Annotated in this window: 26 protein-coding genes; 7 read left to right on the top strand and 19 right to left on the bottom strand. The window is 71.6% G+C overall.

Features of this window, described 5'->3' with window-relative positions; all coding sequences use genetic code 11:
* Positions 1-193: 193 nt before the first annotated feature.
* From ACGF5O_RS36060 to ACGF5O_RS36035, 6 genes are all read right to left on the bottom strand, one after another.
* Positions 194-1,138, bottom strand: a complete 945-nt coding sequence (locus tag ACGF5O_RS36060; protein ID WP_393814116.1) for an SDR family NAD(P)-dependent oxidoreductase — start codon at positions 1,136-1,138, stop codon at positions 194-196.
* 103 nt (positions 1,139-1,241) lie between these two features.
* Entirely contained in the window at positions 1,242-2,480 is a 1,239-nt protein-coding gene (locus ACGF5O_RS36055; protein WP_393814115.1) for a cytochrome P450, read from the bottom strand.
* A gap of 50 nt (positions 2,481-2,530) precedes the next feature.
* The gene (locus ACGF5O_RS36050) at positions 2,531-2,725 is read right to left on the bottom strand and encodes a ferredoxin (RefSeq protein ID WP_266423071.1); all 195 of its coding nucleotides are present in this window, start codon (positions 2,723-2,725) and stop codon (positions 2,531-2,533) included.
* Positions 2,726-2,743: 18 nt separating this feature from the next.
* Complete coding sequence (locus tag ACGF5O_RS36045; protein WP_393814114.1) at positions 2,744-3,934, bottom strand: NAD(P)/FAD-dependent oxidoreductase; 1,191 nt, start codon at positions 3,932-3,934, stop codon at positions 2,744-2,746.
* 178 nt (positions 3,935-4,112) lie between these two features.
* The gene (locus ACGF5O_RS36040; RefSeq protein ID WP_393814113.1) at positions 4,113-4,853 is read right to left on the bottom strand and encodes an SDR family NAD(P)-dependent oxidoreductase; all 741 of its coding nucleotides are present in this window, start codon (positions 4,851-4,853) and stop codon (positions 4,113-4,115) included.
* 43 nt (positions 4,854-4,896) lie between these two features.
* Complete coding sequence (locus ACGF5O_RS36035) at positions 4,897-5,313, bottom strand: carboxymuconolactone decarboxylase family protein (RefSeq protein WP_393814112.1); 417 nt, start codon at positions 5,311-5,313, stop codon at positions 4,897-4,899.
* A 276-nt stretch (positions 5,314-5,589) separates the two neighbouring features.
* Between ACGF5O_RS36035 and ACGF5O_RS36030 the strand changes: the two genes are divergently transcribed.
* Entirely contained in the window at positions 5,590-7,257 is a 1,668-nt protein-coding gene (locus ACGF5O_RS36030; RefSeq protein ID WP_393814111.1) for a flavin-containing monooxygenase, read from the top strand.
* An 85-nt stretch (positions 7,258-7,342) separates the two neighbouring features.
* Here the strand turns inward: ACGF5O_RS36030 and ACGF5O_RS36025 are convergent, their stop codons facing one another.
* Positions 7,343-7,735: a nuclear transport factor 2 family protein gene (locus ACGF5O_RS36025; protein WP_393814110.1), complete on the bottom strand. Its 393-nt coding sequence runs from the start codon at positions 7,733-7,735 to the stop codon at positions 7,343-7,345.
* Between the two features lie 52 nt (positions 7,736-7,787).
* A complete protein-coding gene (locus ACGF5O_RS36020) occupies positions 7,788-8,186 on the bottom strand; it encodes a nuclear transport factor 2 family protein (RefSeq protein ID WP_393814109.1) in 399 nt (132 codons plus the stop codon).
* A gap of 165 nt (positions 8,187-8,351) precedes the next feature.
* On the opposite strand from ACGF5O_RS36020, the gene ACGF5O_RS36015 reads away from it, so the two are divergent.
* A complete protein-coding gene (locus ACGF5O_RS36015) occupies positions 8,352-9,398 on the top strand; it encodes a cyclase family protein (RefSeq protein WP_393814108.1) in 1,047 nt (348 codons plus the stop codon).
* A 156-nt stretch (positions 9,399-9,554) separates the two neighbouring features.
* On the opposite strand, the gene ACGF5O_RS36010 is transcribed toward ACGF5O_RS36015, so the two are convergent.
* Positions 9,555-11,540 carry a pyruvate dehydrogenase complex E1 component subunit beta gene (locus ACGF5O_RS36010; RefSeq protein ID WP_393814107.1) on the bottom strand — a complete coding sequence of 662 codons (1,986 nt, stop codon included), beginning with the start codon at positions 11,538-11,540 and terminating at the stop codon, positions 9,555-9,557.
* A gap of 190 nt (positions 11,541-11,730) precedes the next feature.
* Between ACGF5O_RS36010 and ACGF5O_RS36005 the strand changes: the two genes are divergently transcribed.
* The gene (locus ACGF5O_RS36005; protein WP_393814106.1) at positions 11,731-12,438 is read left to right on the top strand and encodes a TetR/AcrR family transcriptional regulator; all 708 of its coding nucleotides are present in this window, start codon (positions 11,731-11,733) and stop codon (positions 12,436-12,438) included.
* Between the two features lie 46 nt (positions 12,439-12,484).
* On the opposite strand, the gene ACGF5O_RS36000 is transcribed toward ACGF5O_RS36005, so the two are convergent.
* The 3 genes from ACGF5O_RS36000 to ACGF5O_RS35990 all read right to left on the bottom strand — a co-directional run bounded on the left by ACGF5O_RS36000 (position 12,485) and on the right by ACGF5O_RS35990 (position 15,644).
* Positions 12,485-13,648 carry an acyl-CoA dehydrogenase family protein gene (locus tag ACGF5O_RS36000; RefSeq protein WP_393814105.1) on the bottom strand — a complete coding sequence of 388 codons (1,164 nt, stop codon included), beginning with the start codon at positions 13,646-13,648 and terminating at the stop codon, positions 12,485-12,487.
* Positions 13,645-14,700, bottom strand: a complete 1,056-nt coding sequence (locus tag ACGF5O_RS35995) for a 2,3-butanediol dehydrogenase (protein WP_393814104.1) — start codon at positions 14,698-14,700, stop codon at positions 13,645-13,647. The genes ACGF5O_RS36000 and ACGF5O_RS35995 overlap by 4 nt, the downstream gene beginning before the upstream one ends.
* A gap of 116 nt (positions 14,701-14,816) precedes the next feature.
* Positions 14,817-15,644 (bottom strand): enoyl-CoA hydratase/isomerase family protein, encoded by an 828-nt coding sequence (locus tag ACGF5O_RS35990; protein WP_393814103.1) that lies wholly within the window; start codon positions 15,642-15,644, stop codon positions 14,817-14,819.
* Positions 15,645-15,868: 224 nt separating this feature from the next.
* On the opposite strand from ACGF5O_RS35990, the gene ACGF5O_RS35985 reads away from it, so the two are divergent.
* The 3 genes from ACGF5O_RS35985 to ACGF5O_RS35975 all read left to right on the top strand — a co-directional run bounded on the left by ACGF5O_RS35985 (position 15,869) and on the right by ACGF5O_RS35975 (position 18,540).
* Positions 15,869-17,398 carry a long-chain fatty acid--CoA ligase gene (locus tag ACGF5O_RS35985; protein WP_393814102.1) on the top strand — a complete coding sequence of 510 codons (1,530 nt, stop codon included), beginning with the start codon at positions 15,869-15,871 and terminating at the stop codon, positions 17,396-17,398.
* Between the two features lie 3 nt (positions 17,399-17,401).
* On the top strand, positions 17,402-18,172 hold the full coding sequence (locus ACGF5O_RS35980; protein WP_393814101.1) for an SDR family NAD(P)-dependent oxidoreductase: 771 nt from the start codon (positions 17,402-17,404) through the stop codon (positions 18,170-18,172).
* A gap of 164 nt (positions 18,173-18,336) precedes the next feature.
* Positions 18,337-18,540, top strand: a complete 204-nt coding sequence (locus ACGF5O_RS35975) for a cold-shock protein (protein WP_393814100.1) — start codon at positions 18,337-18,339, stop codon at positions 18,538-18,540.
* Between the two features lie 51 nt (positions 18,541-18,591).
* On the opposite strand, the gene ACGF5O_RS35970 is transcribed toward ACGF5O_RS35975, so the two are convergent.
* The 5 genes from ACGF5O_RS35970 to ACGF5O_RS35950 form a co-directional block, all read right to left on the bottom strand.
* Complete coding sequence (locus ACGF5O_RS35970; RefSeq protein WP_393814099.1) at positions 18,592-18,909, bottom strand: hypothetical protein; 318 nt, start codon at positions 18,907-18,909, stop codon at positions 18,592-18,594.
* Between the two features lie 50 nt (positions 18,910-18,959).
* On the bottom strand, positions 18,960-19,718 hold the full coding sequence (locus ACGF5O_RS35965) for an IclR family transcriptional regulator (protein WP_393814183.1): 759 nt from the start codon (positions 19,716-19,718) through the stop codon (positions 18,960-18,962).
* Positions 19,719-19,975: 257 nt separating this feature from the next.
* Positions 19,976-20,986: a 4-hydroxy-2-oxovalerate aldolase gene (gene dmpG / locus ACGF5O_RS35960; RefSeq protein WP_393814098.1), complete on the bottom strand. Its 1,011-nt coding sequence runs from the start codon at positions 20,984-20,986 to the stop codon at positions 19,976-19,978.
* Positions 20,983-21,936 carry an acetaldehyde dehydrogenase (acetylating) gene (locus ACGF5O_RS35955; protein WP_393814097.1) on the bottom strand — a complete coding sequence of 318 codons (954 nt, stop codon included), beginning with the start codon at positions 21,934-21,936 and terminating at the stop codon, positions 20,983-20,985. The genes dmpG and ACGF5O_RS35955 overlap by 4 nt, the downstream gene beginning before the upstream one ends.
* Entirely contained in the window at positions 21,933-22,835 is a 903-nt protein-coding gene (locus ACGF5O_RS35950) for a 2-keto-4-pentenoate hydratase (RefSeq protein WP_393814096.1), read from the bottom strand. Before ACGF5O_RS35950 ends, ACGF5O_RS35955 begins: the two co-directional genes overlap by 4 nt.
* 397 nt (positions 22,836-23,232) lie before the next feature.
* On the opposite strand from ACGF5O_RS35950, the gene ACGF5O_RS35945 reads away from it, so the two are divergent.
* Positions 23,233-24,831, top strand: a complete 1,599-nt coding sequence (locus ACGF5O_RS35945; protein ID WP_393814095.1) for an FAD-binding protein — start codon at positions 23,233-23,235, stop codon at positions 24,829-24,831.
* Between the two features lie 57 nt (positions 24,832-24,888).
* Here the strand turns inward: ACGF5O_RS35945 and ACGF5O_RS35940 are convergent, their stop codons facing one another.
* Positions 24,889-25,659: a TetR/AcrR family transcriptional regulator gene (locus tag ACGF5O_RS35940; protein ID WP_393814094.1), complete on the bottom strand. Its 771-nt coding sequence runs from the start codon at positions 25,657-25,659 to the stop codon at positions 24,889-24,891.
* Positions 25,660-26,538: an alpha/beta fold hydrolase gene (locus tag ACGF5O_RS35935; RefSeq protein ID WP_362596399.1), complete on the bottom strand. Its 879-nt coding sequence runs from the start codon at positions 26,536-26,538 to the stop codon at positions 25,660-25,662.
* Positions 26,539-26,653: the final 115 nt, after the last annotated feature.

Below are 26,653 nucleotides of genomic sequence, written 5' to 3'. Positions count from 1 at the left end.
CGGAGTGGGCCCGGCTTCGGACGTAACGTAGACCTAACGGTCGGTACAATCAATCCTTCGGACAGGAGAATTTCCGACGAGGACGGCCACTTCCCCACCAACAGAAAAATGCCGCGCGAAGGGAACAATTCGCGCGGCATGGAGAGAAGCGGGAAGACGGAAAGGACGGGGCGTCAGATCCCCGCCGTACGGGTCACGACGACGCGGCCCCCGTCCCGAGCTGTCCGAGCTGGTGCTTGAGGAAGGCCCCGGTCCAGGCCATCAGGTCGGCGGGGACGTAGTAGCCCTTCTCGTCGTTGATGGCCTCCCAGTTCGCGGCCACGTCCTCGATCGAGGCCGGGCCGCCCTCGTGGGCGTAGCCCTCCGTGGAGGCGAGGAAAACGCGCGCGAAGCGGCCCGCCCCGGCGGTGTAGATCTCGCCGTTGACCGGGCAGCTCTCGTGCGCGAGGTAGGCGACCATGGGCGCGACGGCGTCCGAGGGCATGTACGGCATGCCCGGGGCGGCCTCGGCGGGCTCCTCCTCGGGGCCGCCGCCCATCCGGGTCATGGCGGCCGGCGCGATCAGGTTGACCTTGATGTTGTGCGGCTCCCCCGCCAGCTTCGCACTGCGGGCCATGCCGACCGTGCCCGCCTTGGCGGCCGCGTACGACAGGTTGTTGTCCATGCCGAACATGCCGCTGGAGGTGGTCAGGACGACCCGGCCGTAGCGCTGGTCCACGAAGTGCGGCCAGGCGGCGCGCATCGTGTTGAACGAGCCGACGAGGTGCACGGCGAGGTGGCGCTGAAGGTTCTCCGCGTCGATGTCCGGCAGGCCCGCGTACCGGATGATCCCGGCGTTGTTGACGAGGACGTCGATGCGGCCGAAGTGCTCGATCGCGGTGTCGACGATAGCCTGTCCGCCGGCCGGCGTGGAGACGTCGTGGGTGTCCGCGACGGCCTCGCCGCCCGCCGCGGTGATCTCGTCCACGGCCTTCTGCGCGGGACCGGCGTCGGCGCCGTCGCCCTCCATGGAGCCGCCCAGGTCGTTGACGACGACCTTCGCCCCGCGTGCCGCCAGGAGACGGGCATGGGCCCGGCCGATGCCACGGCCCGCGCCGGTGACCACGGCGACGCGTCCTTCGAAGCTCAACTTGCTCATGCCTGACTCCTGTTGTGCGGCGGTTGGGTGCGGGATACGGAACGCCGGTCCCGTCCGGGCGGCCGGAACCGGCGGTTGGTGCGAGGCCTTGAGGCCGCTCCGGCTACCAGGTGACCGGCAGCTCGCTGATGCCGAAGGCGAGCGCGTCGGACGGCCGGAAGACGAGGTCGGCCCGGTCGACGGCGAGGCGCAGGGTCGGGATGCGCCGGTACAACGTGCCGTAGACGACCTGGAGTTCGATCCGGGCGAGCTGCTGGCCGAGGCACTGGTGGATGCCCCAGCCGAAGGCGTGGTGGTGGCGCGAGTCCCGGGTGAGGTCGAGCTTCTCCGGGTCGGGGAACGCCTGCGGGTCCCAGTTGCCGGCCGGCAGCGGGACGACGATGCCGTCCCCGGTCTTGATGTCGGCGCCCTCGAACTCGAAGTCCTCGGCGGCGATCCGGCGCTGCCCGAACTGGGCGACGGTCAGATAGCGCAGGATCTCCTCGACGGCCGGCGCCGCGTCCTTGGTGTCCTCGACCTCGCGCAGCCTGGCCAGCTGCTCGGGGTTGTCCATGAGCAGCGCGGTGCCCACCGTGATCATGGTCGCGCTGGTCTCGTGACCGGCGATCAGCAGGATCATGGCGAGCAGGGTGGCCTCGGGGAGGGTGAGGTCGCCGTCGTTGATGCGCGCGGCGAAGTCCGAGAGCACGTCCTCGCCCGGCTTCTCCATCTTCGTCTGGAGCAGCGCCGCCAGGTAGCCGCCGAGCGCCTCGTTGGCCCGGTTCTGCTCCTCGGTGGTCTTGTCGCTGCGGGTGGCGAAGGACGCGTGCTCGTGGAAGAACTCGTGGTCGTCGTACGGCACTCCGAGCAGCGCGCAGATCATCAGCGACGGCAGCGGCAGCGACAGCGCGTGCACCAGGTCCACGGGCTTGGGGCCGGCCAGCATCTTGTCGATGAGCTCGTCGGTGATCCGCTGGATCTCCGGGCGCAGCGCCTCCATCCGGGGGCGGGTGAAGGGCCGCGTCATCATGCGGCGGATCCGCGTGTGGTCGGCGCCGTCCGCGTTGAAGATGGTGAGCGGGTGCAGGTGCGCCGTCTCCGCCATGGCCCGGTTCGGGTAGGGGAAGCCGGCCTGTTTGTCGTCCGAGCTGACCCGGGGGTCGGACAGGATGGCGCGCTGTGCCGCGTGGCCCGTGACGAGCCAGGGGGTGCTGCCGTCCCAGATCTGCCCCCGGCTCACCGGGCCCGTCTCGTTCAGGGCGCGCAGCCCGGGCGGCGGGGCGAAGGGGCACTTGGCGTCCCGGTCGTCCTGATAGTGGTAGACCTGCTCGTCGGGGGCGGTTCGGACCTCTGCCTCGGCCATGAGTTCTCCTACGGTGATGGGGTGGGGGGAAGGAGCGAGCCCGGGACGGGCTATTCCTCGATGCGGATGGCGAGCGCCGGGCAGACCGCGGCCGCGTTGCGGACCTCGTCGGCCAGTTCCGCGGGCGGGTTCTCGTTGAGCACGACGACGATGCCGTCGTCCTCACGCTGGTCGAACACGTCCATGGCGGCGGCCACGCACTGTCCGGCCGCGACGCACTTCTCCTCGTCGACGACAACCTTCATGGGATCTCTCCAGCTCGTTCAGGGGGTGGGGGTGGGGGTACGGAAGGCGTCGACGATCTCCTGTCGGCGCATCCGGGCCTGCTTGGGCATGTTCCAGCCGAGGACGCCGGTGACGACGCCGTCCAGCCGGTAGCGGGCGACGAAGCGACGGGCCATCAGATCGCCCTCGACGACGTCCACTTCGGCCTCGGGCGGGAGGAACCCGTGCACCTGGAGCTTGGCGTCGAACTGGTCCGTCCAGAAGTACGGGACCGGCGCGTAGGGCCGGTCGTCGCCGAGGATCGCCGCGGCCACCGCCATGGCCTGTTCGGTGGCGTTCGTGCGGTTCTCCAGGCGGACCGGGCGGCCGAGCCACTCGTGGTGCCAGCGGGCCACGTCGCCGACGGCGTAGACACCGTCCGCGGCCCGGCAGCGGGGGTCGCAGAGCACGCCGTTGTCCAGCCGCAGCCCGCTGTCCGCGAGCCAGTCCGTGGCCGGGACGGCGCCGATCGCGACGACCACCACGTCGGCCGGCAGCGTCTCGCCGCTGCCGAGCCGGACGCCCGCCACCCGGCCCGCGCCGTCGTCGGTGAGCCCGGTGACGCCGTTGCCCAGGCGCAGCCGGACGCCGCGTTCGGTGTGCAGGTCGGCGAGGACGCCGGAGACCAGCGGGCCCACCTGGAGGGCCATGGGCGCGTCGAGGGGGCCGGTCAGCGTGACGTCCAGGCCGAGCTTGCACGCGGTGGCCGCGATCTCGGAGCCGAGGACGCCTTCGCCGACGACCACGAGGCGCCGGCCCGCGAGCAGGTCCTTGCGCAGGGCCAGGGCGTCGTCGAGGGTGCGCAGCACGTGCACCCCGGCGAGCGCGTCCTGGCCGGGCAGCCGCCGTGCCCGTACGCCGGTGGCGATCACCACGGCGTCGGCGGACAGCTCGCGGCCGGACTCGGTGCGCACGGTGCGGGTCGCCGGGTCCAGTGCGACGGCCGGGTCGCCGAGCAGGAACTCGGCGTCCAGCGTGGACAGGACGTCCTCGGTGCGCAGCGCCGCCCGGTCGGGTTCCCACTCTCCGGCGAGTACCTGCTTGGACAGCGGGGGGCGGTCGTACGGCGCGTGCGGCTCGTCGCCGAGCACCGTGAGGGCGCCGGTGTACCCCTTGCGCCGCAGCGTCTCCGCGGTGGTCAGTCCGGAGGCGGAGGCGCCCACCACCAGCACGCGGCCGGGGGCCGTCATGCGAGCACCTCGCCGGCCGTGTTCCCCCTGGTGATGTCGTCGATCGTCATGCGTGACTCCGTTTGGGTCTGTGGTGCGGTGTCCGTCTCTGAAAAATAGACCGACCGGTCGACAGAATCAATTCGGTCCACATAAGGACACGGACACCGCGAACGTGCGGGTCGTACGGCGGCGGGGCTCAGACGAGGTAGCGCCCGCCGTTGGCGCTGAGGCTCTGGCCGGTCACGTAACCGGCCTCCTCGGAGGCGAGGTAGGCCACCGCGTAGGCGATGTCCTCGGGCTGCCCGGCCCGCTTCATGGGCATGGTGGCCGCGGCCGCCTCGACGTCGACCGGTCCCTCGCGCACCAGCGGGGTGTCGATGAAGCCCGGCGGGACGTGGTTGACGGTGATGCCCTTGTCGGCGTACTCGATCGCGAGGGCCCTGGTGAGGCCGATGACGCCGCCCTTGGAGGCCGCGTAGTGGGCCATGGCGGGGGCGCCGGTCTGCGCGGACGAGGACGAGATGTTGACGATCCGCCCCCAGCCGGCCGCCAGCATGTCCGGCACCAGCTCCTTGGTGACCAGGAACGGCCCCTTGAGGTTGATGCCGATCATCCGGTCCCAGGCGGCCTCGCTGATGCCGGTGAAGGGGATGTAGGCGGTGGTGCCGGCGTTGTTGACCAGGATCGTGACGGCGCCCAGTTCCTCACGGGTCCGGGCCGCCGCGGCGGCGACGGCATCGGCGTCGGCGGCATCGCCGGCCACGGCGATCGCGGTGCCGCCCGCCTCCTGGATCTCGGCCACGGTCTTCTCCGCGCCTTCGGCGTTCAGGTCCCAGACGGCCACCGCCGCGCCGCGCGAGGCGAGGACGAGCGCGATCGCCCGTCCGATTCCGCGGGCGCCGCCGGTGACGACCGCGACCTTTCCCTGCAGTGTCATGCGTGCTCCTTGTATGCCTGGTGCGGGTGCCCTGCGGCTCCCGTCACTCGCCCAGCGCCTGGCGCGCCGCGGTACGGGCCCCCACCGCGCGGGGGAAGCCCGCGTAGCCGGCGGAGTGGTAGATGACCTCGGCGATCTCGTCCTTGGTCAGTCCGTTGGTCAGCGCGACCCGGACGTGCGTCTTCAGTTCGGTCTCGGCGCCCAGCGCGATCAGGAGGCCGAGCGTGACCAGGCTGCGGTCCCGGGGCGCGAGCCCCTCGCGGGCCCAGATCGCGCCCCAGACGCTGGTCAGGCCGATGTCGACCAGCTCCTCCCCGAGACGGCCGTCGCGGAGGTCGACCTCTCCCTCCGGGAAGACCCCGGGCAGGGCCGCGCGCATGGCCTTCCAGCCGTCGGCTCGCAGATCGGCGGTGGTCCCGGACCCGGACACGGTGGGTTCCTGGACGTCCTCGGTCGTCATGTGCGACTCCTCTGCCACGACATTGTGCGGTTCGCCTGAGCGAAAGTTAATTCAAACGGTCGGTACAATCAATCCATCGCGCCGATCCGGCCGTCCGCACCCCGGACCGAGCCCGCCGTGCGGCGAGATCTCCGGGGGAAGCCCAAAACCCGCACCCCCGGACCATTGATCGGGCCCATCCCCTCCCCTACGCTCGGCCTGAATATTCGACCGACTGGTCGAAACATCATTCAAGGCGCACGCGGGAGCAGCGGCCCCTGTCACGTTGGAGGGCAGATGAGCGAATCGACGAAGGCGCCGGAAGCGGCGCCCGACGCCCACGCACAGGCACCTGAGCAGGGCGTCGGCGTGGTCGACGTGCTGGTGATCGGCGCCGGTGTCACCGGCATCTACCAGCTCTACCGGGCCCGCGAGGCCGGCTTCTCGGCCCAGCTGATCGAGGCCGGCACCGGTGTGGGCGGCACCTGGTACTGGAACCGCTACCCCCAGGCCCGCTTCGACTCCGAGAGCTACACCTACGGCTACCTCTTCTCCAAGGAGCTGTGGGAGGAGTGGGAGTGGTCGGAGCACTTCGCCGGCCAGCCGGAGATCGAGCGGTACTTCAACCACGTGGTCGACCGGTTCGACCTGCGCCGTCACATCTCCTTCGGCGCCAAGGTGACCTCGGCCGTCTGGGACGAGGCGGCGGGCACCTGGACGGTGCGGACCGAGGACGGCACGGAGCGCCGGGCGCGGTTCGTGGTCGCGGCGACCGGCATCCTCTCGGTGCCGTTCGTCCCGGACATCCCGGGCCGTGCGGACTTCCGCGGTGAGCAGCACCACACCGGCCGGTGGCCGAAGGAACCGGTGGACTTCGCCGGCAAGCGGGTGGCCCAGATCGGCACCGGTTCGAGCGGCGTGCAGATCGTCCCGGCGATCGCCGACGAGGTGGCCTCCGTCACGGTGTACCAGAAGGTCGCCGACTGGCTCACGCCGCTGAACAACCGGCCGATCACGGCCGAGGAGCAGGCGGACCTGAAGGCCAACTTCGAGTCCATCCGCGACACGCTGAACACCTCGGTGAGCGGCTTCCTGCACCAGATCACGATGCGCTCGGGCCTGGAGGACACCCCGGAGCAGCGGCAGGAGTTCTACGAGCAGAAGTGGAACAGTCCCGGTTTCACCAAGCTCTCCGAGCACTACTACGACATGACCACCAACCCCACGGTCAACGAGGAGTTCTGCGCGTTCATCGCCGACAAGATCCGCTCGATCGTCGAGGACCCGGCGACGGCCGAGAAGCTGATCCCGAAGGGGCACGGCTACGGCGGCCGGCGGCCCCCGTTCGGCACCGGCTACTACGAGGCGTACAACAAGCCGAACGTCCACCTCGTCGACATCAACGAGACGCCGATCATCCGCATCACCGAGACCGGCATCGAGACCGCGGAGGGCGTGCACGAGGTCGACATCATCATCTGGGCCACCGGCTACGACTTCGGCACCGGCGCCCTGAACCGGCTGGGCGTGCGGGGCCGCGACGGGCTCGCGCTCAAGGACCACTGGGCGGACGGCCCGTCGACGTACCTGGGCGTCGCGACCGCCGGCTTCCCCAACTTCTTCTTCCCGGGCGGACCGCACGGCGCGCTCGGCAACAACCCGCGCTACTCCGGCGACCAGGTCGACTACGTGATGGACGTGCTCGCGCACGCCCGTAGCCGCGGCCACGACGTCGTCGCGGTCACCGCCGCCGCGGAGGAGGAGTGGACGAACCTGGTCAACGACAGCGAGGGGCAGTCCTCCTTCCTCAAGAGCAGCTACTTCTACGGGGCGAACATCCCCGGGAAGGCGATCAAGCAGCTGCTGAACCCGACCGGCCGGTGGAAGCTCCAGGAGCTGATCAACGAGTCCGTGGAGAACGACTTCCCCGCCTTCTCGTTCGCCAAGGCGGAGAAGCAGGGCTGAACACGGCGGCGCCCGTGCCGCCGGTCCCGTCACGGGGCGGGATCGGCGGCACGGGCGCTCGGCGCTGCCTGGTCGTCGTGCCCGGCTACTGGAAGGACGTGACCCGCTTGCGGAACTTCCACGCCCCGTCCACGAGGACCACCGTGTCCTCGTAGGACCCGACGAGCTGGACGGCCCAGCCCTGCTCGCCGCGTGCGTAGAACACCAGGTTGCTGCCGGCCGTCACCTCCTCTCCGGGGGGCGAGGTGAGGACGGTGTTGCCGACGAGGTGCAGCTGCGGGGCCTGCGGCTTGAAGGCTCCGTAGGCCTCGCGGATCGCCGCACGGCCCTGGAAGGTGCCCTGGCCGGCGATCTCGGAGACGCCGTCCTCCGTGAACAGGTCGGCGACGCTGCCGGCGTCGCCCGCGTCGATGGCGTGCGCATAGGCCGCGATGACGGACTGCACACCCGCCAGGGCTTCTTCGGCGGAGATGGTCATGTGTCTTCTTCTCTCAGCAGGGGCGAAGGGTGGGAGTGGACGGGGACGCGGACTACGCCTGGAAGACGGTCACGCGCCGCTGGATCAGCCAGGTGCCGTCGACGTGCCGCAGGGTGTCCTCGTAGTGGCCGACGACCTGCGGCGCCCAGCCCGACTCGCCCCGCAGGTGGAAGACCACGTCGCTGGACGCGGTCGCCTCGTCGGGCCCGGAGGCGGTGACGACGGTGTTGCCCACCAGGTGCAGCTGCGGCTGCGTGGGAGCCCAGCCCTTGAAGGCCTCGCGCAGGGCGTCGTGCCCCCGCACCGGGTCCATGCCCGGCAGCTCCAGGATCCCGTCGGGCGCGTACAGCGCGACGATGTCGTCGGTGCGGCCGGTGTCCTGGGCCTGGGTGTGCGCGCCGATCACGGCACGGACCCCGGCCGCGACCCACGCCGGTGTGGATTCGCTCATTGCCTCTCCAAGTGCTAGTCGTTTCGACCAGTCAGTCTATTGATCCTTGCGGGCAATATGAAGCCCAAATTCCAAGCCGTCGCACTAGTTGACCACTCGGTACATTAGAAATAGCATGCGGCCACGACCGTCGACGGGGACCGTCGTCTAAGGAGGCGTTTTATCGTGACGAAGCGTTGGAAGCAGCGGCCGCCGGGATCGACGTGGGGCGATTTCGGCGAGGACGACGAACTCGGGCGCATCAACCTGCTGACCGCCGAGAAGGTGCTCCAGGGTGTGCGCGAGGTGGAGCACGGGGTCACCTTCAGCCTGAGCCTGCCGCTGGACTATCCGGGCGGGACCGCCCTCAACCAGCGGCGTTACCCGCCGATCCTGAAGCCCACCGAAGACCTCGCGCACAACCAGGACGTCTTCTACAACGTCGTCGCGCGCGACCAGATCGACCCGTCCCTCATCGACGTCTGGTCCGACGACGTGGTGACCCTCTGGCTGCAGTACTCGACCCAGTGGGACTCCCTCGCCCACCAGGGCGCCGAGTTCGACGCGGACGGAGACGGCGAGGCCGAGCCGGTCTACTACAACGGCTTCCGCCCCGGCACCGATCTGGTGGGGCCGCGGGAGGACGCCAAGGGCGACGGCAGCGGAAGCGTCAGCTTCGCCCGCCACCTCGGCCTGGAGAAGATGGCGGAGCACGGCGTCCAGGGCCGGGGCGTGCTCATCGACATCGCGCACCACCTGGGCACCGGCTACCAGGCCGTCGGCTACAAGCAGCTCCAGGAGATCATGGCCGCGGACAACGTGACCGTGGAGCCCGGCGACATGGTGCTGCTGCACACCGGTTTCGCCACCCAGGTGCTCGCCTGGAACAAGGACCCGGACCCGGTGGCGATCCACCAGACCGCCGCCTACCTCGACGCGGACGACCCGGACATCCTCAAGTGGATCGCCGACTCGCAGATGTCGGCGCTGATCTCCGACAACTACGCGGTCGAGGGCGTGGGTGTCACCCAGGCCCAGGGCCGCCACACCCTGCTCCCCATCCACCACCTGTGCCTGTTCAAGCTGGGCGTCCCGCTCGGCGAGCTGTGGTACCTGCACGACCTGGCGGCCTGGCTGCGCGAGCACAACCGCAGCCGCTTCCTGCTGACCGCTCCCCCGCTGAACCTGCCCGGCACCCAGGGCAGTCCGCTGACTCCGGTCGCGACCGTCTGATCCACGGTCACGGCCGGACCGCCGTCGGCCCTCCCTTGTCCTGCCGACGAAGTCGGGCCGGCGGCGGACACCACGCAGCACACACCATGACGAAGGGGTGCCCCCGGGATCCGGTCCCGGGGGCACCCCTTCGTCATGCGTCGTGCGGCCCGTGGGTCACACCGCCGCGATCCGCCGCAGCGTGTCGGCGATGGTGTCGCGCGAGGGCAGCCAGAGCCGTTCCAGCGCGGGCGTGTAGGGGGCCGGCATCGGCGGCGGGGCGACCCGCGTGACGGGCGCGTCCAGGTGCCAGAAGCCCTCGTCGACGGCGAGTGCCGCCAGTTCCGCGCCGACGCCGAAGTCCCGTACCGCCTCGTGGGCGATGACCAGCCGGTTGGTCTTGGCGAGGGAGGCGAGGACGGTCTCGCGGTCCAGCGGGGCGATCGTGCGCAGGTCGACCACCTCGACGCTCACGCCCTCGGCGGCGAGGAGTTCGGCTGCGGCCAGGGAGTCCTGGACCATCCGCGACCAGGAGACCAGGGTGATGTCGGTGCCCTCCCTGACGACCTTGGCCCGGCCCAGCGGGACCAGGTGGTCGGCCGGCGGGCGGGGGCCCTTGAAGCCGTACTGGAGGCGGTTCTCCACGAAGACCACCGGGTTGGGGTCCTGGATGGCGGCCCGCAGCAGGCCGTAGGTGTCGGCCGGGTTGGCGGGCATCACCACGGTCAGGCCGGGGATGTGCGCGAGCAGCGCCTCCAGGGACTGGGAGTGCTGGCTGCCGGAGGAGCGGCCCGCGCCGAACTGGGTGCGCACCACGAGGGGCATGGCGGCCCGGCCGCCGGTCATGAAGCGCAGCTTGGCGGCCTGGTTGAGCAGCATGTCAAGGCAGACGCCGATGAAGTCCATGTACATGACCTCCACGACCGGCTTCATGCCGGCCATGGCCGCCCCCACCGCCGTGCCGAGGATCGCGCTCTCGCTGATCGGGGTGTCGCGCACCCGGCCCGGGAAGGCCTGGGCCAGACCCCGGGTGAGCCCGAAGACGTTGCCGCCCGCGCCGACGTCGATGCCGGCGACGAACACGTCCGGGTCGGCGGTGAGTTCGTGCTCCAGGGCGAGGCGTACGGCGTCCATCGTGCGGAAAATCTCCCCCTGGGCGGGGGCGGGCTCCGGTACGGCGGGGCGCGGGGCGGAGACGAAGTCGTACAGCGTCTCGGGGGCCGGCTCGGGCAGGCTCCGGGCCCACTCCACGGCCGCCTCGATCTCCTTGCCGATCTCCTCGTCCACGGCGTCCACGAGGGCCGTCGCCACCCCGGCCGCCGCCAGGTGCCGGCGGGCGATGACCAGGGGGTCGCGCTCCTTGGCGGCCGCGACCTCCTCGGCCGGGCGGTAGCGCTCGGGGTCGCCCTCGTAGTGGCCGTGCCAGCGGTAGGTCTCGGCCTCCACCAGGACCGGGCCGCCGCCCGTCCGCAGCCGTGCCACCACGTCCGTCATGAGCGTCTTCACCGCGAGCACGTCGTTGCCGTCGACGTGCTCGTAGCCGATGCCGTAGCCGGCGGCGCGGGCGGCGAGGGTGGCGCGGTGCTGTTCGGCGGCGGGCGAGAACTCGGAGTAGTGGTTGTTCTCGCAGAGGAAGACGACCGGCAGGTCCCATACGGCGGCCAGGTTGACGGCCTCGTGGAACATGCCCTGGGCGACCGCGCCGTCCCCGAAGAACGCCACCACGACGTCGCCCCGGCCGCGCAGCTTGGCGGCCGTGGCCACTCCCCCGGCGATCGGCAGTCCGGCGCCGACGATGCCGTTGGCGCCGTAGATGCCGAGGCCGGGGTCGGCGATGTGCATCGAGCCGCCGCGGCCCCGGTTGGTGCCGGCGTCCTTGCCCATCAGCTCGGCCATCATCGGCGCGGCGTCCAGGCCCTTGGCCAGGACGTGGCCGTGGCCGCGGTGGGTGGAGGTGATGCCGTCGCGCTCGGTGAGCGGCCAGCAGGCGCCGACGGCGCTCGCCTCCTGTCCGATGGACAGATGCAGGAAGCCGGGTATCTCCGTCGCCTTGTACAGTTCGGACGCCCGTTCCTCGAAGCGCCGGATGCGCCGCATACGGCGGTACATTTCCAGGAGGTCGTCCGCCGGAGCGGAGCCGGTGTGCTGCGGTACCTGCGTCATGCGCGTCCTCGCAATGCTCACGCAGACGGCCGGGCCGTCTGTATTCCGTGTTTTAATGTACCGTTTGGTCTAGCAAACTGGAACGACGCCCTTGAGTCCGCTTCCCCCGGATGTGCCGAAGGCTGTTCGACGCGGGCCCGGGAGCCTGTTTCAATCGACACGTCGTCACATCACGCGGGGAGAGGAATCCATGCCACGTCCGCCGGGCCATGGACCGGGTTTCGAGGTCAGACGCCAGAAGATCATCGACATCGCGGCCTCGCTGTTCGCACAGCAGGGGTACGCGGCGACCTCCATCAACGACCTGGGTCGCGCGGTCGGGCTCGCCAAGGGAGCGCTGTACTACTACATCGGCTCCAAGGAGAACCTGCTGGTCGAGATCCAGTCCCGGGTGATGGGGCCGCTGCTCGCCCGCGCCCGCCAGATCGCGGATCTGGACGAGGAGCCCCTGCTGCGGCTGCGGCTGCTCTCGGAGTCGCTGCTGACGATCATCTTCCGGCGGCTCGACCACATCTGGGTCTACGAGCACGACTACCGCAGTCTCAGCGGTGACGAGCTGAAGACCCTGCTGGGGCAGCGCTCCGACTTCGAGGAGCTGATCTCCGGGCTGCTCTCGGAGGCGATGGAACAGGGCGTCTTCCGGCAGACCTCGCCGCGGCTCGCCACCCTGCAGTTCCTGAACCTGCACAACCACACCTACCAATGGGTGCGGCCGGAGGGGCAGTGGGACGCGCCGTTCCTGTCCCGGGAGTACTGCGCGACCCTGTTCCGCGGGTTCGGCGCGCCGGACCACGCCCTGCCGCGGGTCGAGGAGCAGGCCGAGGCGTTCAAGCGCGAGCGTCCCGGCCTTCCGCTCGACCCGGAGGCCGAGTGGGAGCAGGTGCCCGCCGCCGGCTGACGGACGACGGTCCCGCGGTGTACCGACGCACACCGCGGGAACCCGCTCACGCCTCGGCGACCAGCGCCCTGGCGATGACATTGCGCTGGATCTCGTTGGTGCCCTCGCCGATCTCCAGGATCTTGGCGTCGGCGTAGAAGCGGGAGATCTCCGACTCCCGGACATAGCCGTAGCCGCCGTGGATCTGCACGGCCTGGGAGGCGGCCCGGTTGGCGACCTCGGAGGCGTAGAGCTTGGCCATGGCGGACGCGGTGCTGTGCGGGCGCCCCTGGTCGGCGAGCCAGGCGGCCCGGTAGACCAGGCAGCGGGCGGCCTCCACCTCGGTGCCCATGTCGGCGATCTTGTGCCCGACGGCCTGGAAGTCCGACAGCGGACGCCCGAACTGGTGCCGTTCGGTGGCGTGCTTGACCGCGAGGCCGAGCGCCGCCTTCGCCAGGGACAGGCCGAGCGCGGCGACGCTGATCCGGCCCTTGTCGAGGACGGAGAGGAACTGCCGCAGGCCGCCGCCCTCCTCGCCGATGAGGTGGTCGTCGGGGACGAAGCAGCCGTCGAAGACCAGTTCGCGGGTGTCCATGGCGTGCCAGCCGAGCTTCTTCAGCTTGTGGCCGACGGTGTAGCCGGGGGTGCCGGTCGGGACGTAGAAGGTCGCGTACCGCTTGCGTCCCTCGTCGCCGCGGCCGGTCACGGCGAGGATGGTGACGCCCTGGCTGATGTCGGTGCCGGCGTTGGTGATGAACATCTTGGTGCCGTTGATCACCCAGCCGCCGTCCGTCCGGCGGGCGGTGGTGGCGATGCCGGCCGCGTCGGAGCCGGCCTCCGGCTCGGTGAGGCCGAAGGCGCCGATGGCCTCGCCGGCCGCGAGCGGGGCCAGCCAGCGGTGCTTCTGCTCCTCGGTGCCGTAGGCGAGCAGCGGCAGCGTGGCGATGGTCGAGTGGGCGTTCCAGGAGGAGGCCACCGACTGGTCGGCGGCGCCTAGTTCCTCCATCACCGCGACGTAGGTGACCATGTCGGAGCCGGCGCCTCCGTACTCCTCGGGCACCAGCATGCCCATCAGGCCGAGTTCGCCGAGTTTGGTGAAGACCTGGGTCGGGAACTCCTCGTTCTCCGACCACTGGGCCGCGTGCGGCGTGATCTCCTTGGCCGCGAACTCACGGACCATCTCCTTGAGGGCGAGAGTCTCCTCGGGCAGGTCGAAATCCATGTCGGTCATCCCTTCGGGGTCAGCAGAACCTTGAGGTGGCGGGCCCGGTCTGCGGCCAGGTCCGCGAAGACCCCGGCTCCCGCGGAGAGCGGGAAGCGTCCGGTGACCAGCGCCGAGGCGTCCAGGCGCCCGGTGCTCATCAGGTCGATCACGCGGGGAATGTCGAAGTTGTAGCCGAGCGTGCCGAGCACGGAACGCTCGTAGAAGACGAGTTGTCCCATGTCGAACTCGACGCTGCCGTGGCCGACTCCGGCGAGCACGACCCGGCCGCCGCGCCGTACGGTGGCGACGGCCTGGGCGGCGAGCCGGGGCACGCCGGTCGCGTCGATGACGGCGTCCGGGCCGATCCGTCCGGTGCGCAGGAACACCTCGCGGCGCACGTCGGTCTCCGTCGGGTCGAACGCCTCGGTGACTCCGAGGCCGAGCAGCATCTCGCGGCGCTCCTTGAGGGGCTCGCTCACATAGAGGCCAGCCGCGCCGGCGATCCGGGCCGCGAGGACCACGGCGACGCCGATGGGGCCGCCGCCGACGACCAGGACGTTTTCGCCGGGCCGCACTGCGGCGCGGGTCACCGCGTGCAGGCCGACGGCGAGCGGTTCGGCGACCGCCGCCATCTCGTCGGTGACGTTGTCGGGCAGCCGGGTCAGGCCGGCGATCGGCACGGTGACGCGGTCGGCGAAGCCGCCGGGCGAGGCGAGGCCGACGGAGCCGCTGGTGGGGCAGATGTGGTACTCGCCGCGCGCGCACCAGAAACAGACTCCGCAGCGCCAGACGGGGTCGGCGGTGACCCGGTCTCCGACCGCGATGCCGGGGACCTCGGTGCCGAGCGCGACGACGGTGCCGCTCAGTTCGTGGCCGAGGGCGAGGGGCGGCTCGGCGCCGGTGAGCGGGTGCGGGCCGGTGCGGATCATGTGCGGGCCTTCGAGGAACTCGTGCAGGTCGGTGCCGCAGACTCCGCACCAGGAGACCTCCACGACCGCTTCGTGCGGGGCGGGCTCGGGAGGGTCGGGGACCTCTTCGAGGCGGAGGTCCTGTGCGCCGTGCCAGCGCAGTGCCTTCATGGGGCACCCCTTTCGTGTCGTCGTGCGTTGTCGTTCGGCTGCGGCGCCGTCGTGGCTGGTCGCGCAGGTCCTCCCCCAGCCTTCGGCCGGGGGACCCCCAGCGCCCCTTGGGGGCGTTACAGCGCAGCTCTGCCGTCGTGCCCCGCATCCCCTCTGGGGCGCTCCTGTGCCGTGTCTCCGAAGCGGGCCCGCCCTGGGCCGTGCCGGAGGAAGGACTGGATGCCGGTGGCGGCGTCCGTGGTGCCGAACACGGCGGTGAACAGGGCGCGTTCGAGGGCGAGGCCGGTGGACAGGCTCGTGTCGGCGCCGTGGTCGACCGCCTCCTTGATCGCTTCCAGGGCCGCGGCCGGGCCCTCGGCGAGGCGGCGGGCGTAGGCGAGCGCGGTGTCGAGGACGCGGGCGGGCGGGACCACCTCGTCCACGAGGCCGAGGCGCAGCGCCTCCTCTGCGCCCACGCGGCGGCCGGTCATCAGGAGGTTCTTCGCGCGGGACGGGCCGATGAGGCGGGTGAGGCGCTGGGTGCCGCCCGAGCCCGGCATGATGCCGAGCTGAACCTCGGGCTGGCCGAGGAGCGCGTCGTCGGCCGCCACCCGGTAGTCGGCGGCGAGGGCCAGTTCGAGGCCCCCGCCGAGGGCGTAGCCGGTGAGGGCGGCGACGACCGGCATCGGCAGCCGAGCGACCTCGTCGAAGGTCCGCTGCAGGGCGCGGTTCCAGCCCCGCACCTCCTCGGGGCCCATCGCGGCCAGTGCCTTGACGTCCGCGCCGGCCGCGAACAGCCGCTCTCCGCCGTAGAGCACCACGGCCCGCACGCCGGGGGCGTCGGCGAGTTCGCGGACGCAGGCGGAGAGCTCCGCCCGCTGGGCGGAGTCGAAGGCGTTCATCGGCGGATTGTCCAGGCGGACCGTGACGACCGGCCCGTCGAGGTCGAAGCGGATGCGTGGCACGGGCACCTCCTCGTCGGCTCCGGCACATTCCGGCGGCTTCGGCAGCGGCAGGCGCGAGAGCGCTTGTCGAGGCCTTCATGCCGTCGTAAAGTGCGGAAACAAGTTTTATAGACCAAGGGGTACACTAAATCTTCGGTGCGGGCAACCGACCGGTCGGGATCCGGGTTGCCCTTGCGCCGGGGCGGCCGCGGTCGTCGTCGAACACCACACAGTGAGAGTGAGCCGTGCACAATTTCGCGAGCATCCTCGACTACCACCTGACCCAGCGGCCCGACGCCGTGGCGGTCGCACAGGAGGATCGGGCGCTGACGGTTCGTCAGCTGCACGAACGTGTCAACCAGTTGGCCGCCGGGCTGACCGAACTGGGCATCGGGCGCGGCGACGTCGTCGCCCTGCTCCTCTACAACCGGCCGGAGTTCCTGGAGCTGGTCTACGCGGCGAGCCGGATCGGCGCCGTGTTCCTGCCGCTCAACTACCGGCTCTCGGAGGAGGAGTGGCAGTACATCCTGGGCCACGCCCAGGCCAGGGCCGTCATCGCCGAGCCGGAGTTCGTGCCGGCGATGGAACGCAGTGCCGGCTGCCTGACGGACCTGGAGCACCGGATCCTGGTCGGCGGCACGCCCGAGGGGTCCTGGCGGGGGTACGAGGCGCTGCTCGACGGCCACCGGGGGGCCCGCGTGGATCCGGTGGACGTCGGCACCGAGGACCTGCAGCGCCTGATGTACACCTCCGGCACCACCTCACGGCCCAAGGGCGTGCGCATCACCTACGGGAACCTGCAGGCCAAGAACCTCGCGCACATCGTGCACTTCGGGCTCACCGCGGCCGACACCACCCTGGTGTGCGGCCCGCTCTACCACGTGGGCGGTCTCGACATGCCCGGCCTCGCGACCCTCTACGCGGGCGGTGCCGTGGTGCTCCAGCGCAGGTTCGACCCGGTGGGGGTCCTGGAGGCGATCCCGAGGCACCGCGTCACCAACCTGTGGCTGGCGCCCGCCATGGTCAACGCCGTCCTGGAGGTCCCCGGCCGCGACGGCTACGACACCACCTCGGTCCGCTTCGTCCTGGGCGGCGGCGAGAAGACCCCCGAGCCGGTGCTGCGCCGCATCATGACCGCGTTCCCCAACGCCTGGTACGCCGACGCCTACGGGCTGACCGAGACGGTCTCCGGCGACACCTTCCTCGACCGTGAGCACGCGCTGTCGAAACTGGGCTCGGTGGGCCGCCCGGTGCCGCACACCCGGGTCCGGATCGTCGACGACGAGGGCAAGGAGGCGCCGGCGGGCGAACTCGGCGAGATCACCCTGCGCGGCCCGAAGGTGTTCGCCGGTTACTGGCGGGACGAGCAGGCCACCGCCGCCGCCCTGCGGGACGGCTGGTTCCACACCGGGGACATCGGTCACCTCGACGAGGACGGCTTCCTCTACATCGACGACCGCAAGAAGGACATGATCGTCTCCGGTGGCGAGAACATCGCCACGCCCGAGGTGGAACGGGTGCTGTACGAACACCCGGCGGTCCTGGAGGCGGCCGTGGTCGGCCTGACGCATCCCCGCTGGGGCGAGGTCCCGCGCGCGTTCGTGGTGCTGCGGCCGGACGCGAAGGCAGGGGCCGAGGAACTCCGGGAGTTCTGCCGGGCCCGGCTGGCGAGGTTCAAGGTGCCGGCCCGCTTCGACTTCGTCGCCGAACTGCCCCGTACCCCCTCGGGCAAGGTCCTCAAGCGGACCCTGCGCGACGTCCCCGCGGAGGGCTGAGCCATGGCCGACGTCAACACCGAACTGCGCCTGGACGGCAGGACCGCGTGGGTCACGGGCGCCGGGAAGGGGCTGGGCCGGGCCATCGCCGTCGCCCTCTCCCAGGCCGGCGCCACCGTCGCCGTGACCGCGCGCACCGCCTCCGATCTCGACACCCTGGAGTCCGAACTCACCGCCCACGGCGGCAAGGTGCTGGCGCTGCCCGGATCGGTCGCCGACTCCGCCGCCGTGCGCGAGACGGTCGAGCGCGTCACCGAACGGACGGGCCGCCTTGACGTGCTGGTCAACTGTGCCGGGATCAGCCCGCACTTCACCCGCAGCGAGAAGGTCACCGACGAGGACTGGCGGCAGGTCGTCGACGTGAACCTGGCCGGCACCTTCTACTGCTGCCGCGAGGCCGGCCAGGTGATGCTGGAGCAGCGCTCCGGATCGATCGTCAACGTCTCGTCCGTGCACGCCGCCACCGGCTTCGAGCGCATCGCCGCCTACGCCGCGAGCAAGGGCGGGGTCGAGGCCCTGACCCGGGCGCTGGCCGTGGAGTGGGCCGACCGCGGGGTCCGGGTCAACACCCTGGCCCCCGGCTACTTCCACACCGACCTCAGCTCCGGCCTGCTGGACAGCCGCTGGGGCGAGCGGATCGTCCGCGGGACCCCGCTGGGCCGGGTCGGCGACGCCACGGAACTGGGCGGCGCCGCGGTCTTCCTCGCCTCGGACGCCGCCCGCTTCGTCACCGGCACCACCCTCACCGTGGACGGGGGCTGGACGGCCTGGTGAACCGGCCGCCCGGCCGACGGCCGGCGCGCACGCTCCGGCCGTCGACGGATTCCCGCCATCCGGGTGGTTCCGGCCCACGGAGGTTTCCCGTCTCGACACGAGGGGATGAATGGTCGCGGTCCGCGACGATTCGGTGTCGTGGCGATGAGACAAGGGAAACAGGCATGGCTCAGGGCAGCGTCAAATGGTTCAACGCGGAGAAGGGGTTCGGGTTCATCGAGCAGGACGGCGGCGGCCCTGACGTGTTCGTGCACTACTCGGAGGTCCAGGGCAGCGGCTACCGGAGCCTGGACGAGGGGCAGCGTGTCGAGTTCGAGATCGGGCAGGGCACCAAGGGCCCGCAGGCGCAGCAGGTCAGGTCGCTCTAGTCGGTGACTCCGCAGGTCCGCCGGGCGGTCGGGTACCGGTGGTCCCGATGGTCAGGGGCCGTCCGTCCCGGCGGCGGCCCTGCGGATCCGCGGCTCGAACTCCCGGCGCACGTAGACGTCGAACGGCTCCGACAGCGCGCCGTCGATCACGTGCCGTACCCGGTGTCCCGCCGCGAACTCCTTGATCGTCGCGCGGGAGCCGGGTCCCACGCCCCCGCCGATGATCAGCACTCCGAACTCCTCGGTCTCCAGGAGCTTCAGGGCCTCCTCGTCGGTGCTCACCCCCTCCGCGTCGAAGCCGTCCGCGTGCAGTGTGGCGAGCACCGCCGTCACCCTGGCGGGCGTCCTTCCGAGCACCAGCGTCCTCATGGTCGTTTCCTCTCCGGCGGGTCGGCATCGGCACGGCCCAGCGTAGAAACTCAACCGGACTTGAGGTCAACCCCGGCTTCCGCCCCGCGCGCGGTCGCGAAGAGTTCGTCGGACACCGCCCGGACCGCGTCGACCACCAGCGGGGCCACGAGCTCCAGCGGGGAGCGGCCGTCCCCGACCACCGATATCGCCCCGACCGGGCCCTCGGGGCCGCGCAGCGCGAGGCCGACGCACCCGAGGTCGGGGAAGCACTCGCCCCGGTCGATCGCCAGTCCGTTGCGGCGCCGCACCAGGCCGAGTTCGCGGTGCAGCTGGTCGAGGCGGCCGATGCTGTGCGCGGTGCGGGGCTCCATCACCGGCGCGCAGCGCGCGTCGATCTCCTCCGGGGTCAACCAGGCGAGCATGGCCTTGCCGAGGCCGGTGCAGTGCGCGACCGCCCGGCCGCCGACCTTCGAGGGGATGTCCACCGCCGCCCGGCCCCCCACCTTGTCCAGGTAGTAGATCTCCGGTCCGTCGAGCACGGCCAGGTGGACGACCATCCTGGTCCTGACCGCCAGGTCCAGCAGGTGCGGCGCGGCGGCGGAGCGCAGCGCGCTGTGGCCGATCTCGCGGCCTCCCAGGCCGAGCGCGCGCGACCCCAGCGTGTAGCCGGCCACCGTGTGCCGCAGCCAGTCCAGCCGGACCAGCTGGTCGAGAATCCGGTGCGTGGTCGACCGGGGCAGCTGGGTCCGACGGGACACCGCTTCGAGCGTCAGATGGGTCTGGGGACGTTCGAAGAGGTCCATGATCAGCGTGACCCGCTCCATCATCGACGGAGGCAGCGCGGGACCGTCGGCCTCGGCGGAACGCGAGCTCAGGCGAAGGGCAGACGTCATCGTCGGTGCCTCTCTGCTCAAACTGAAATCAATTCTAGTTCGGCGCCGACGTCAAGTTATCAATGCCCTCGGCCACGGAGAAAGAGTCGTGCACCGATTCATTGGAGCGTTTGGTCTATTTTACTGCGCGGGGAAAAACGTACCGCTCTCCGGAAAGGTGTTCCCGGAGAGCGGTCGCGTGCCGTCGGACGTCAGCCGTGCCGGGTGAGGTCCAGTGCGATGTCCACGATCATGTCCTCCTGCCCGCCGACCAGCCCGCGCCGGCCGACCTCCTCCAGGATGGTGCGGGCGTCGAGGCCGTACCGTTCGGCGGCGGCCTCGGCGTGCCGCAGGAAGCTGGAGTAGGCACCGGCGTAGCCGAGGGTGAGGGTCTCCCGGTCGACGCGCACCGGACGGTCCTGCAGCGGTCGTACGAGGTCCTCGGCGGCGTCCTGGAGGGCGTGCAGGTCGCAGCCGTGCTTCCAGCCGTACAGGTTGGCGACGGCGACGAACGGCTCGATCGGGCAGTTGCCGGCGCCGGCGCCCTGTCCGGCCAGGGACGCGTCGACCCGGGTGACGCCCTCCTCCACCGCCACCACGGAGTTGGCGACCGAGAGGGAGAGGTTCTCGTGGGCGTGGATGCCGATCTGGGTCTGCGGGTCGAGTACGTCCCGGTAGGCGCGGATCCGGTCGCGGACGCCGTCCATGGTGAGCCGGCCGCCGGAGTCGGTGACGTAGACGCAGTGCGCGCCGTAGGACTCCATCAGCCTGGCCTGCTCGGCGAGGACGTGCGGGGGCGCCATGTGGGCCATCATCAGGAAGCCCGCGACGTCCATGCCCAACTCCCGTGCGGTGGAGATGTGCTGGGCCGCGACGTCCGCCTCCGTGCAGTGGGTGGCGATGCGTACCGAGCGGACGCCCAGGGCGTAGGCGCGCTCGAGTTCGGCGACGGTGCCGATGCCGGGCAGCAGGAGGGAGGTCAGGACGGCGTTCTCGACGGCGTCGGCCGCCGCCTCGATCCACTCCCAGTCGGTGTTGCTGCCGGGACCGTAGTTGAGGCTGCCGCCGGCCAGTCCGTCGCCGTGGGCGACCTCGATGGCGTCCACCCCGGCCCGGTCGAGGGCGGCGGAGATCCTGGACACGAACTCGGGGGTGATGCGGTGCCGGACGGCGTGCATGCCGTCCCGGAGGGTGACGTCCTGGACGTAGAGCCTGCGGGTCACTCGGTCACCTCGGAAGTCGTGCGGTGGGCGATGCGTTCGGCGACGCGCAGGGCGGCCGAGGTCATGATGTCGAGGTTGCCGGCGTAGGCGGGCAGGTAGTGCGCGGCGCCCTCGACCTCCAGGAAGACGGTGACCTTGGTGGTCGGCCGCCCTGCGGTGCCCTCGGGCAGCAGGGTGTGCACCGGGTCGTCGTCCGCGACCGGCGTGAACTGGACCTGCTGCTTGAGGCGGTAGCCGGGCACGTACTCGGCGACCGCGGCCACCATCTCCTCGACGGAGGCACGGATCGCGTCGGGGTCGGCGTCGCCGGTCAGGCAGTACACCGTGTCCCGCATGATCAGCGGCGGTTCGGCCGGGTTGAGGACGATGATCGCCTTGCCCCGGCGGGCACCGCCCACCTTCTCGATGGCGCCGGCCGTGGTCTCGGTGAACTCGTCGATGTTGGCCCGGGTGCCGGGCCCGGCCGACCTGGAGGCGATGGAGGCGACGATCTCGGCGTAGGGCACGGGCGTGACGCGGCTGACCGCGTGGACGATCGGGATGGTCGCCTGGCCGCCGCAGGTGACGAGGTTGAGGTTCGCCACGTCGTTGGCGAGGTGCTCGTCCAGGTTGACCGGCGGTACGACGTACGGGCCGAGGGCGGCCGGGGTGAGGTCGATCAGGCGTTTGCCGTACGGGGCCAGCTTCTTGGCGTTCTCGACGTGGGCCCTGGCCGAGGTGGCGTCGAAGACGATGCCGATGTCGTCGAAGCCGGCCATGCGGATCAGGCCGTCCACTCCCTCGTGCGTGACGGGCACCTTCAGCCGGGCGGCGCGCGCCAGGCCGTCCGACTCCGGGTCGATGCCCACCAGCGCGGCCATCTCCAGGGTGTCGGAGAGGCGCAGCACCTTGATCATCAGGTCGGTGCCGATGTTGCCGGAGCCGATTACGGCCACCTTGGTCTTCGTCATCCGTGTTCCTTGGCTTCGTGGGCTTCGGGGACTTCCGGGGCTTCGGAGGTTTCAGGGGCTTCCGGGGCTTCGGAGGGCTCCTGGGGCGTGAAGGCCGCGGTCACCGAGCCCAGGCCGGACATCTCGGCCCGTACGGTCGTGCCCGGCGGTGTGGGGACGAGCGGGCCGAGGGCACCGGAGAGCACCACCTGCCCGGCGCGCAGCGGATCGCCGAACTCCCGGGCGGTGCGCGCCAGCCACAGCAGGGCGGCGAGCGGATCGCCCAGGCAGGCGGTGCCGTCGCCCTCGGAGGCGAGCTTCCCGTCGGCGTGCAGCCGCATGGTCACGTCCCTCGGCTCGAACTCGTCGAGGCCGACGGCCCGTTGCCCGAGCACGAAGAGTCCGCTGGAGGCGTTGTCGGCGACCGTGTCCGTGATCGCGATGTCCCAGCCGGCCACCCGGCTGTCCACGATCTCCAGCGCGGCCACGGCGTACCCGACCGCCGAGCGGACCCGTGGCAGGTCCAGGTCGTCGGTGTCCAGGTCGGCGGCGAGCACGAACGCGATCTCCGCCTCGGCCCTCGGCTGGAGCAGCCGGCCGCTGGGGACGGCCGGCAGCGCGGTGACGTCCATGTCGTCCAGCAGGACGCCGAAGTCGGGCCGGTCGACGCCCACCTGACGCTGCACGGACGGGGAGGTCAGCCCGATCTTGCGGCCGACGACGCGGGCGCCGGCCGCGATCCGGGCACCGACGACGCGCCGCTGGACGGCGTACGCGAGGCCGATGTCGTCCGGACCGAGCAGATCCCGGACCGGTGCACAGGGTCTGCGGTCGCTCGCCGCCCGGGCGAGGCGCGCGGCCGCCTCGGCCACGGCTGTCTCACGGTCCGCGACCGCCGTCGGTTCCCACACGTCTGTCATCGCCGTCCTCGACTCGTTCCGGCCTCCAGCCTGTGCCGACGCGCCACGGGACCGCCGGGGACTTTCCGCTCACCGGGACTCCGGGGCGGGGACCGGGAGCAGGGTCCGAGGCCGGGAGAACGAGACCGGAAGAGGGCAGCCGGAAGAAGGAGGCCGGCGGGCGGGGTCTCGGTGAGCGAGATGGCGCGGGAGTGACCTCACGCTGTCTCATTACCGTCGTCCGCGGGACCGTGGGGCGTCCTGGCGGCCGGCCGCCGCGGGCCCGTCGCTCCTCCATGGCCGTACGAGGGCGCCCTCGTTCCGGCCTCGCCCCGCGGTCCCCCGCCACGCGCACGGTCCCCACCCGTCGGCGCGGTTCCCCCCCACCAACGAGTTCGGCACCCATCAGGAGGTTCGGATGAGCATCAACGAAGATGCCTACGACGTCATCGTCGTGGGGTCGGGCGGCGGTCTGGTCGGGGCGTACGTGGCGGCGGCGCGCGGCCTGCGCACGCTCGTCGTCGAGAAGACCGACCGGGTCGGCGGCACGGTCGCGTACTCCGGCGCGGGCCTGTGGTTCCCGGGCTCGGCGCCGCTGGGCCGGGCCGGACTCGGGGACGACGTCGAGGAGGCGCGGTCGTATCTGCGCGCGGTCGTCGACGACCCGTCCCGGGAGGGGCTGCAGGACGCGTACCTGGCGGCCGGGCGCCGGCTGATCGACGAGCTGGAGCAGAACACCTGGTTCCAGTCCTTCGTGCACGGGCCGGTGCCGGACTACTACGCGGCGAGCCCGGGGTCGTCGCCCACGGGGCACACCGTCTTCCCGCCGCCGGTCGAGGTCGCGGAGCTCGGCGAGCGCCGGGCGCTGGTGCGTGACTCGCTGCCCACGGAGCGGTTCGGCTTCGACGAGGGCCCGCTGCTCAGCGGCGGGCGGGCGCTGATCGGCCGCGCCCTGTCGGCGTTCCTGGAGACCGGCCGCGGTGAACTGCGGCTGAACACCGCGCTGGAGAGCCTGGTCGTCGAGGACGGCAGGGTCGTCGGCATCGAGGCCGTGCGCGACGGCGAGCGGGTCCGGATCCGGGCCGCCCGGGGCGTGCTGCTGGCCGCCGGCGGCTTCGAGCGCGACCGCGAGCTGCGCGAGGCGCACCAGTCCCCGCTCACCGGGGAGTGGTCCGACGGCGCCCCGGCGAACACCGGTGACGCCCTGCGGGCCGGCATCGCCGTCGGCGCCGACACCGACCTGCTCGACGAGGCCTGGTTCGTGCCGGGGCTGGTCCACCCGGACGGCCTGCCGATCTTCCACACCGGGACCCGGGGCGGCATCTGGGTCAACGGCGCGGGCGAGCGCTTCGTCAACGAGACGTCCCCCTACGACCAGGCCGGGCACGAGATCTTCCGCCGGCACGGGGCCGGCGGCGTACGGCACATCCCCTGCCACTGGGTGTTCGACCAGCGCCAGCTGGACCGGGACGGCATCGGCTGGCCGCCCGCCACGCCGCCCGTCGAGGAGTGGCTGAAGTCGGGCGCGCTGCGCAAGGCCGACACCCTGGAGGAACTGGCACGGCTGATCGACGTCCCCTTCGACGCCCTGGACCGCACGGTCAAGGAGTTCAACGGGTACGCGGCCACCGGCGTCGACGAGAGCTTCCACCGGGGCGAGACGCCCTGGGACCAGATGTTCCGGCACGTCGTCGGGTTCCCGGCCGACCCCCGGCAGAACTTCCCCGCCGGGCCGTCGCCGGAGTGGCCGAACCCCCTGCTGCCGCCCCTCGACCGGGCGCCGTTCTACGCGGCGACCATCGTGCCGTCCGACATCGGCACCAAGGGCGGGCTGCGGATCGACACGCACGCGCGCGTGCTGCGGCCGGACGGCTCCCCGATCGACGGCCTGTACGCGACGGGCAACACCGCGGCCGCGATGTCGGGCCGGGTCTATCCCGGTGCCGGCACCCCGATCGGGTCGAGTCTCGCGTTCGGGTACCTGGCGGTCCTGGACATGGCCGGGGCGGCGGACTGACACCGGGAGGCGGACGGGTGCCCGGGGCACGGGGTGTCCCGGGCACCTTCGCGTGGTTCAGGACCCGGCGATCAGCCGCGCGGCCAGCCGCAGGTCCGCCTCGCCCTGCGCGGTGGAGATCTCCCGGGTCAGCATGGCCACGAACACCCCCCACCAGTCGTAGACGAGCAGCCGCACCCGGCTGCGCCCGGTCCGCGCGTCCGCCCGGTCACCGAGCAGCCGCAGCAGCCGTTGTCCCAGCGCGCCCTCCACGATGTCGATGCGGCTGCGGGCGGCGCTCGCGTACTCGGTGAACGACGACAGCGCCACCGCCGAGGCGAGCAGCCGGCTGTCCAGCAGCTTGCCGCTCAGCGCGACGAGCGTGTCGGCGACCTCGGTCACGGGATCCGCGGCCCGGTCGGAGACGGGACCGCCGTCGCGGCCGCCCAGGAACTGCTCGATGTGCCACTCGAGAACCGACAGGAAGAGATACGGCTTGGACGGGAAGTAGCGGTACAGCGTGGCGATCGCGACCCCGGCCTCCTTGGCCACGTCGTGCATCTGCACGGCGGCCAGCCCCTCGCGCGTGCCGAGGTCGGAGGCGGCGCGCAGGATGCGGATGCGGCGGTCGGACTGCCGGCTCGACGTCGGCGCGGCGGGCCGGCGGGGCCTGACCGGCCCCACCCGGTCGTCCATCACGGGGTCACCGCTCGCGGAGTCGTCGATCGCGGAGTCGCACGTCTCTGGGTCGCCCGTCTCCAGGTCGCCCATCGCCCAGTCGCCCATCGCCGGGTCGCCCGTCTCCAGGTCGTCCATCGCCGGGTCGCCGGACGCCCCCACGCCGGGCACTCAGCCGGCCTCCGGGCGGGTCAGGAAGGCCAGCACCGCGCTCTCCCAGGCCGCCTTCTGCTCGATCATCGCCCAGTGCCCACAGTCGGGGAGCACGTGCAGCTCGGCCTTGGGGATGGTCCGCATCGGCAGCAGCGCGCTCTCCAGCGGGGTGACCCGGTCGTCGCGGCCCCAGGTCAGCAGCGTGGGCGCGGCGACCTTGTGGAGCATGGCCCAGATCGGCTGGTCCGACTGGGACTGCGCGGCCTGCATCGCGGCCATCGCCTGCCGGCCGTAGATCCGGCGGGACGCCTCCAGGGTCGCCGGTTCGGTGGCGGTCGCCCAGCGTTCCTCGATCAGTTCCTCGGTGAGCAGGGCGGGGTCGTGGACCATCGAGCGCAGCCACTGGACGAGGTTGTCGCGAGTGGGGTTCTCCGCGAACTCCACCAGGAGGTTGAGCCCTTCGCTGGGGCCCGGGGAGAGGAGGTTGCGGCCGACCCCGCCGATGGTCACGACCCTGCGGAACAGGTCCTTGTGGGCCACCGCGAGCCCCACGGCGACGAACCCGCCCATCGAGTTGCCGATGACGTCGACGCGGTCGAGGCCGAGCCCTTCCAGGAAGCGCAGGACGGCCTTGGGTGCGGCGGCCATCGGGTTCTCGGCGGTCGGGTCGCTCACCCCGAAGCCGGGGAACTCCAGCGCCAGGCAGCGGAAGTGCCGGGCGAACACGGGCAGGTTGCCCCGGTAGTTGCGCCAGCCGGTCACCCCGGGACCCGAGCCGTGCAGCATCAGCAGGGGCGGCCCTTCGCCGGCCTCGTGGTAGCGCAGGACACCGTCGTCGGTGGGCAGTTCGCGCAGGGTGTCCGCGTAGTCGAGTGTGCTGGGTGTGCTCAGTGTCATGACGGTCACCGTGGCACCCGCGCGGCGGCCGTCGCCGTACGGCTCCCGATCAGTGGGACGGTCCCGGCGGGGGTGCGGCCCGGCCTTCTACCGTCGCGGACGTACCGATACCGGG

Source organism: Streptomyces sp. NPDC048291 (assembly GCF_043201715.1).
Lineage (GTDB): Bacteria > Actinomycetota > Actinomycetes > Streptomycetales > Streptomycetaceae > Streptomyces.
The sequence above is the reverse complement of the archived record's forward strand: the minus strand, read 5'-3'. Positions and strand labels throughout refer to the sequence as shown.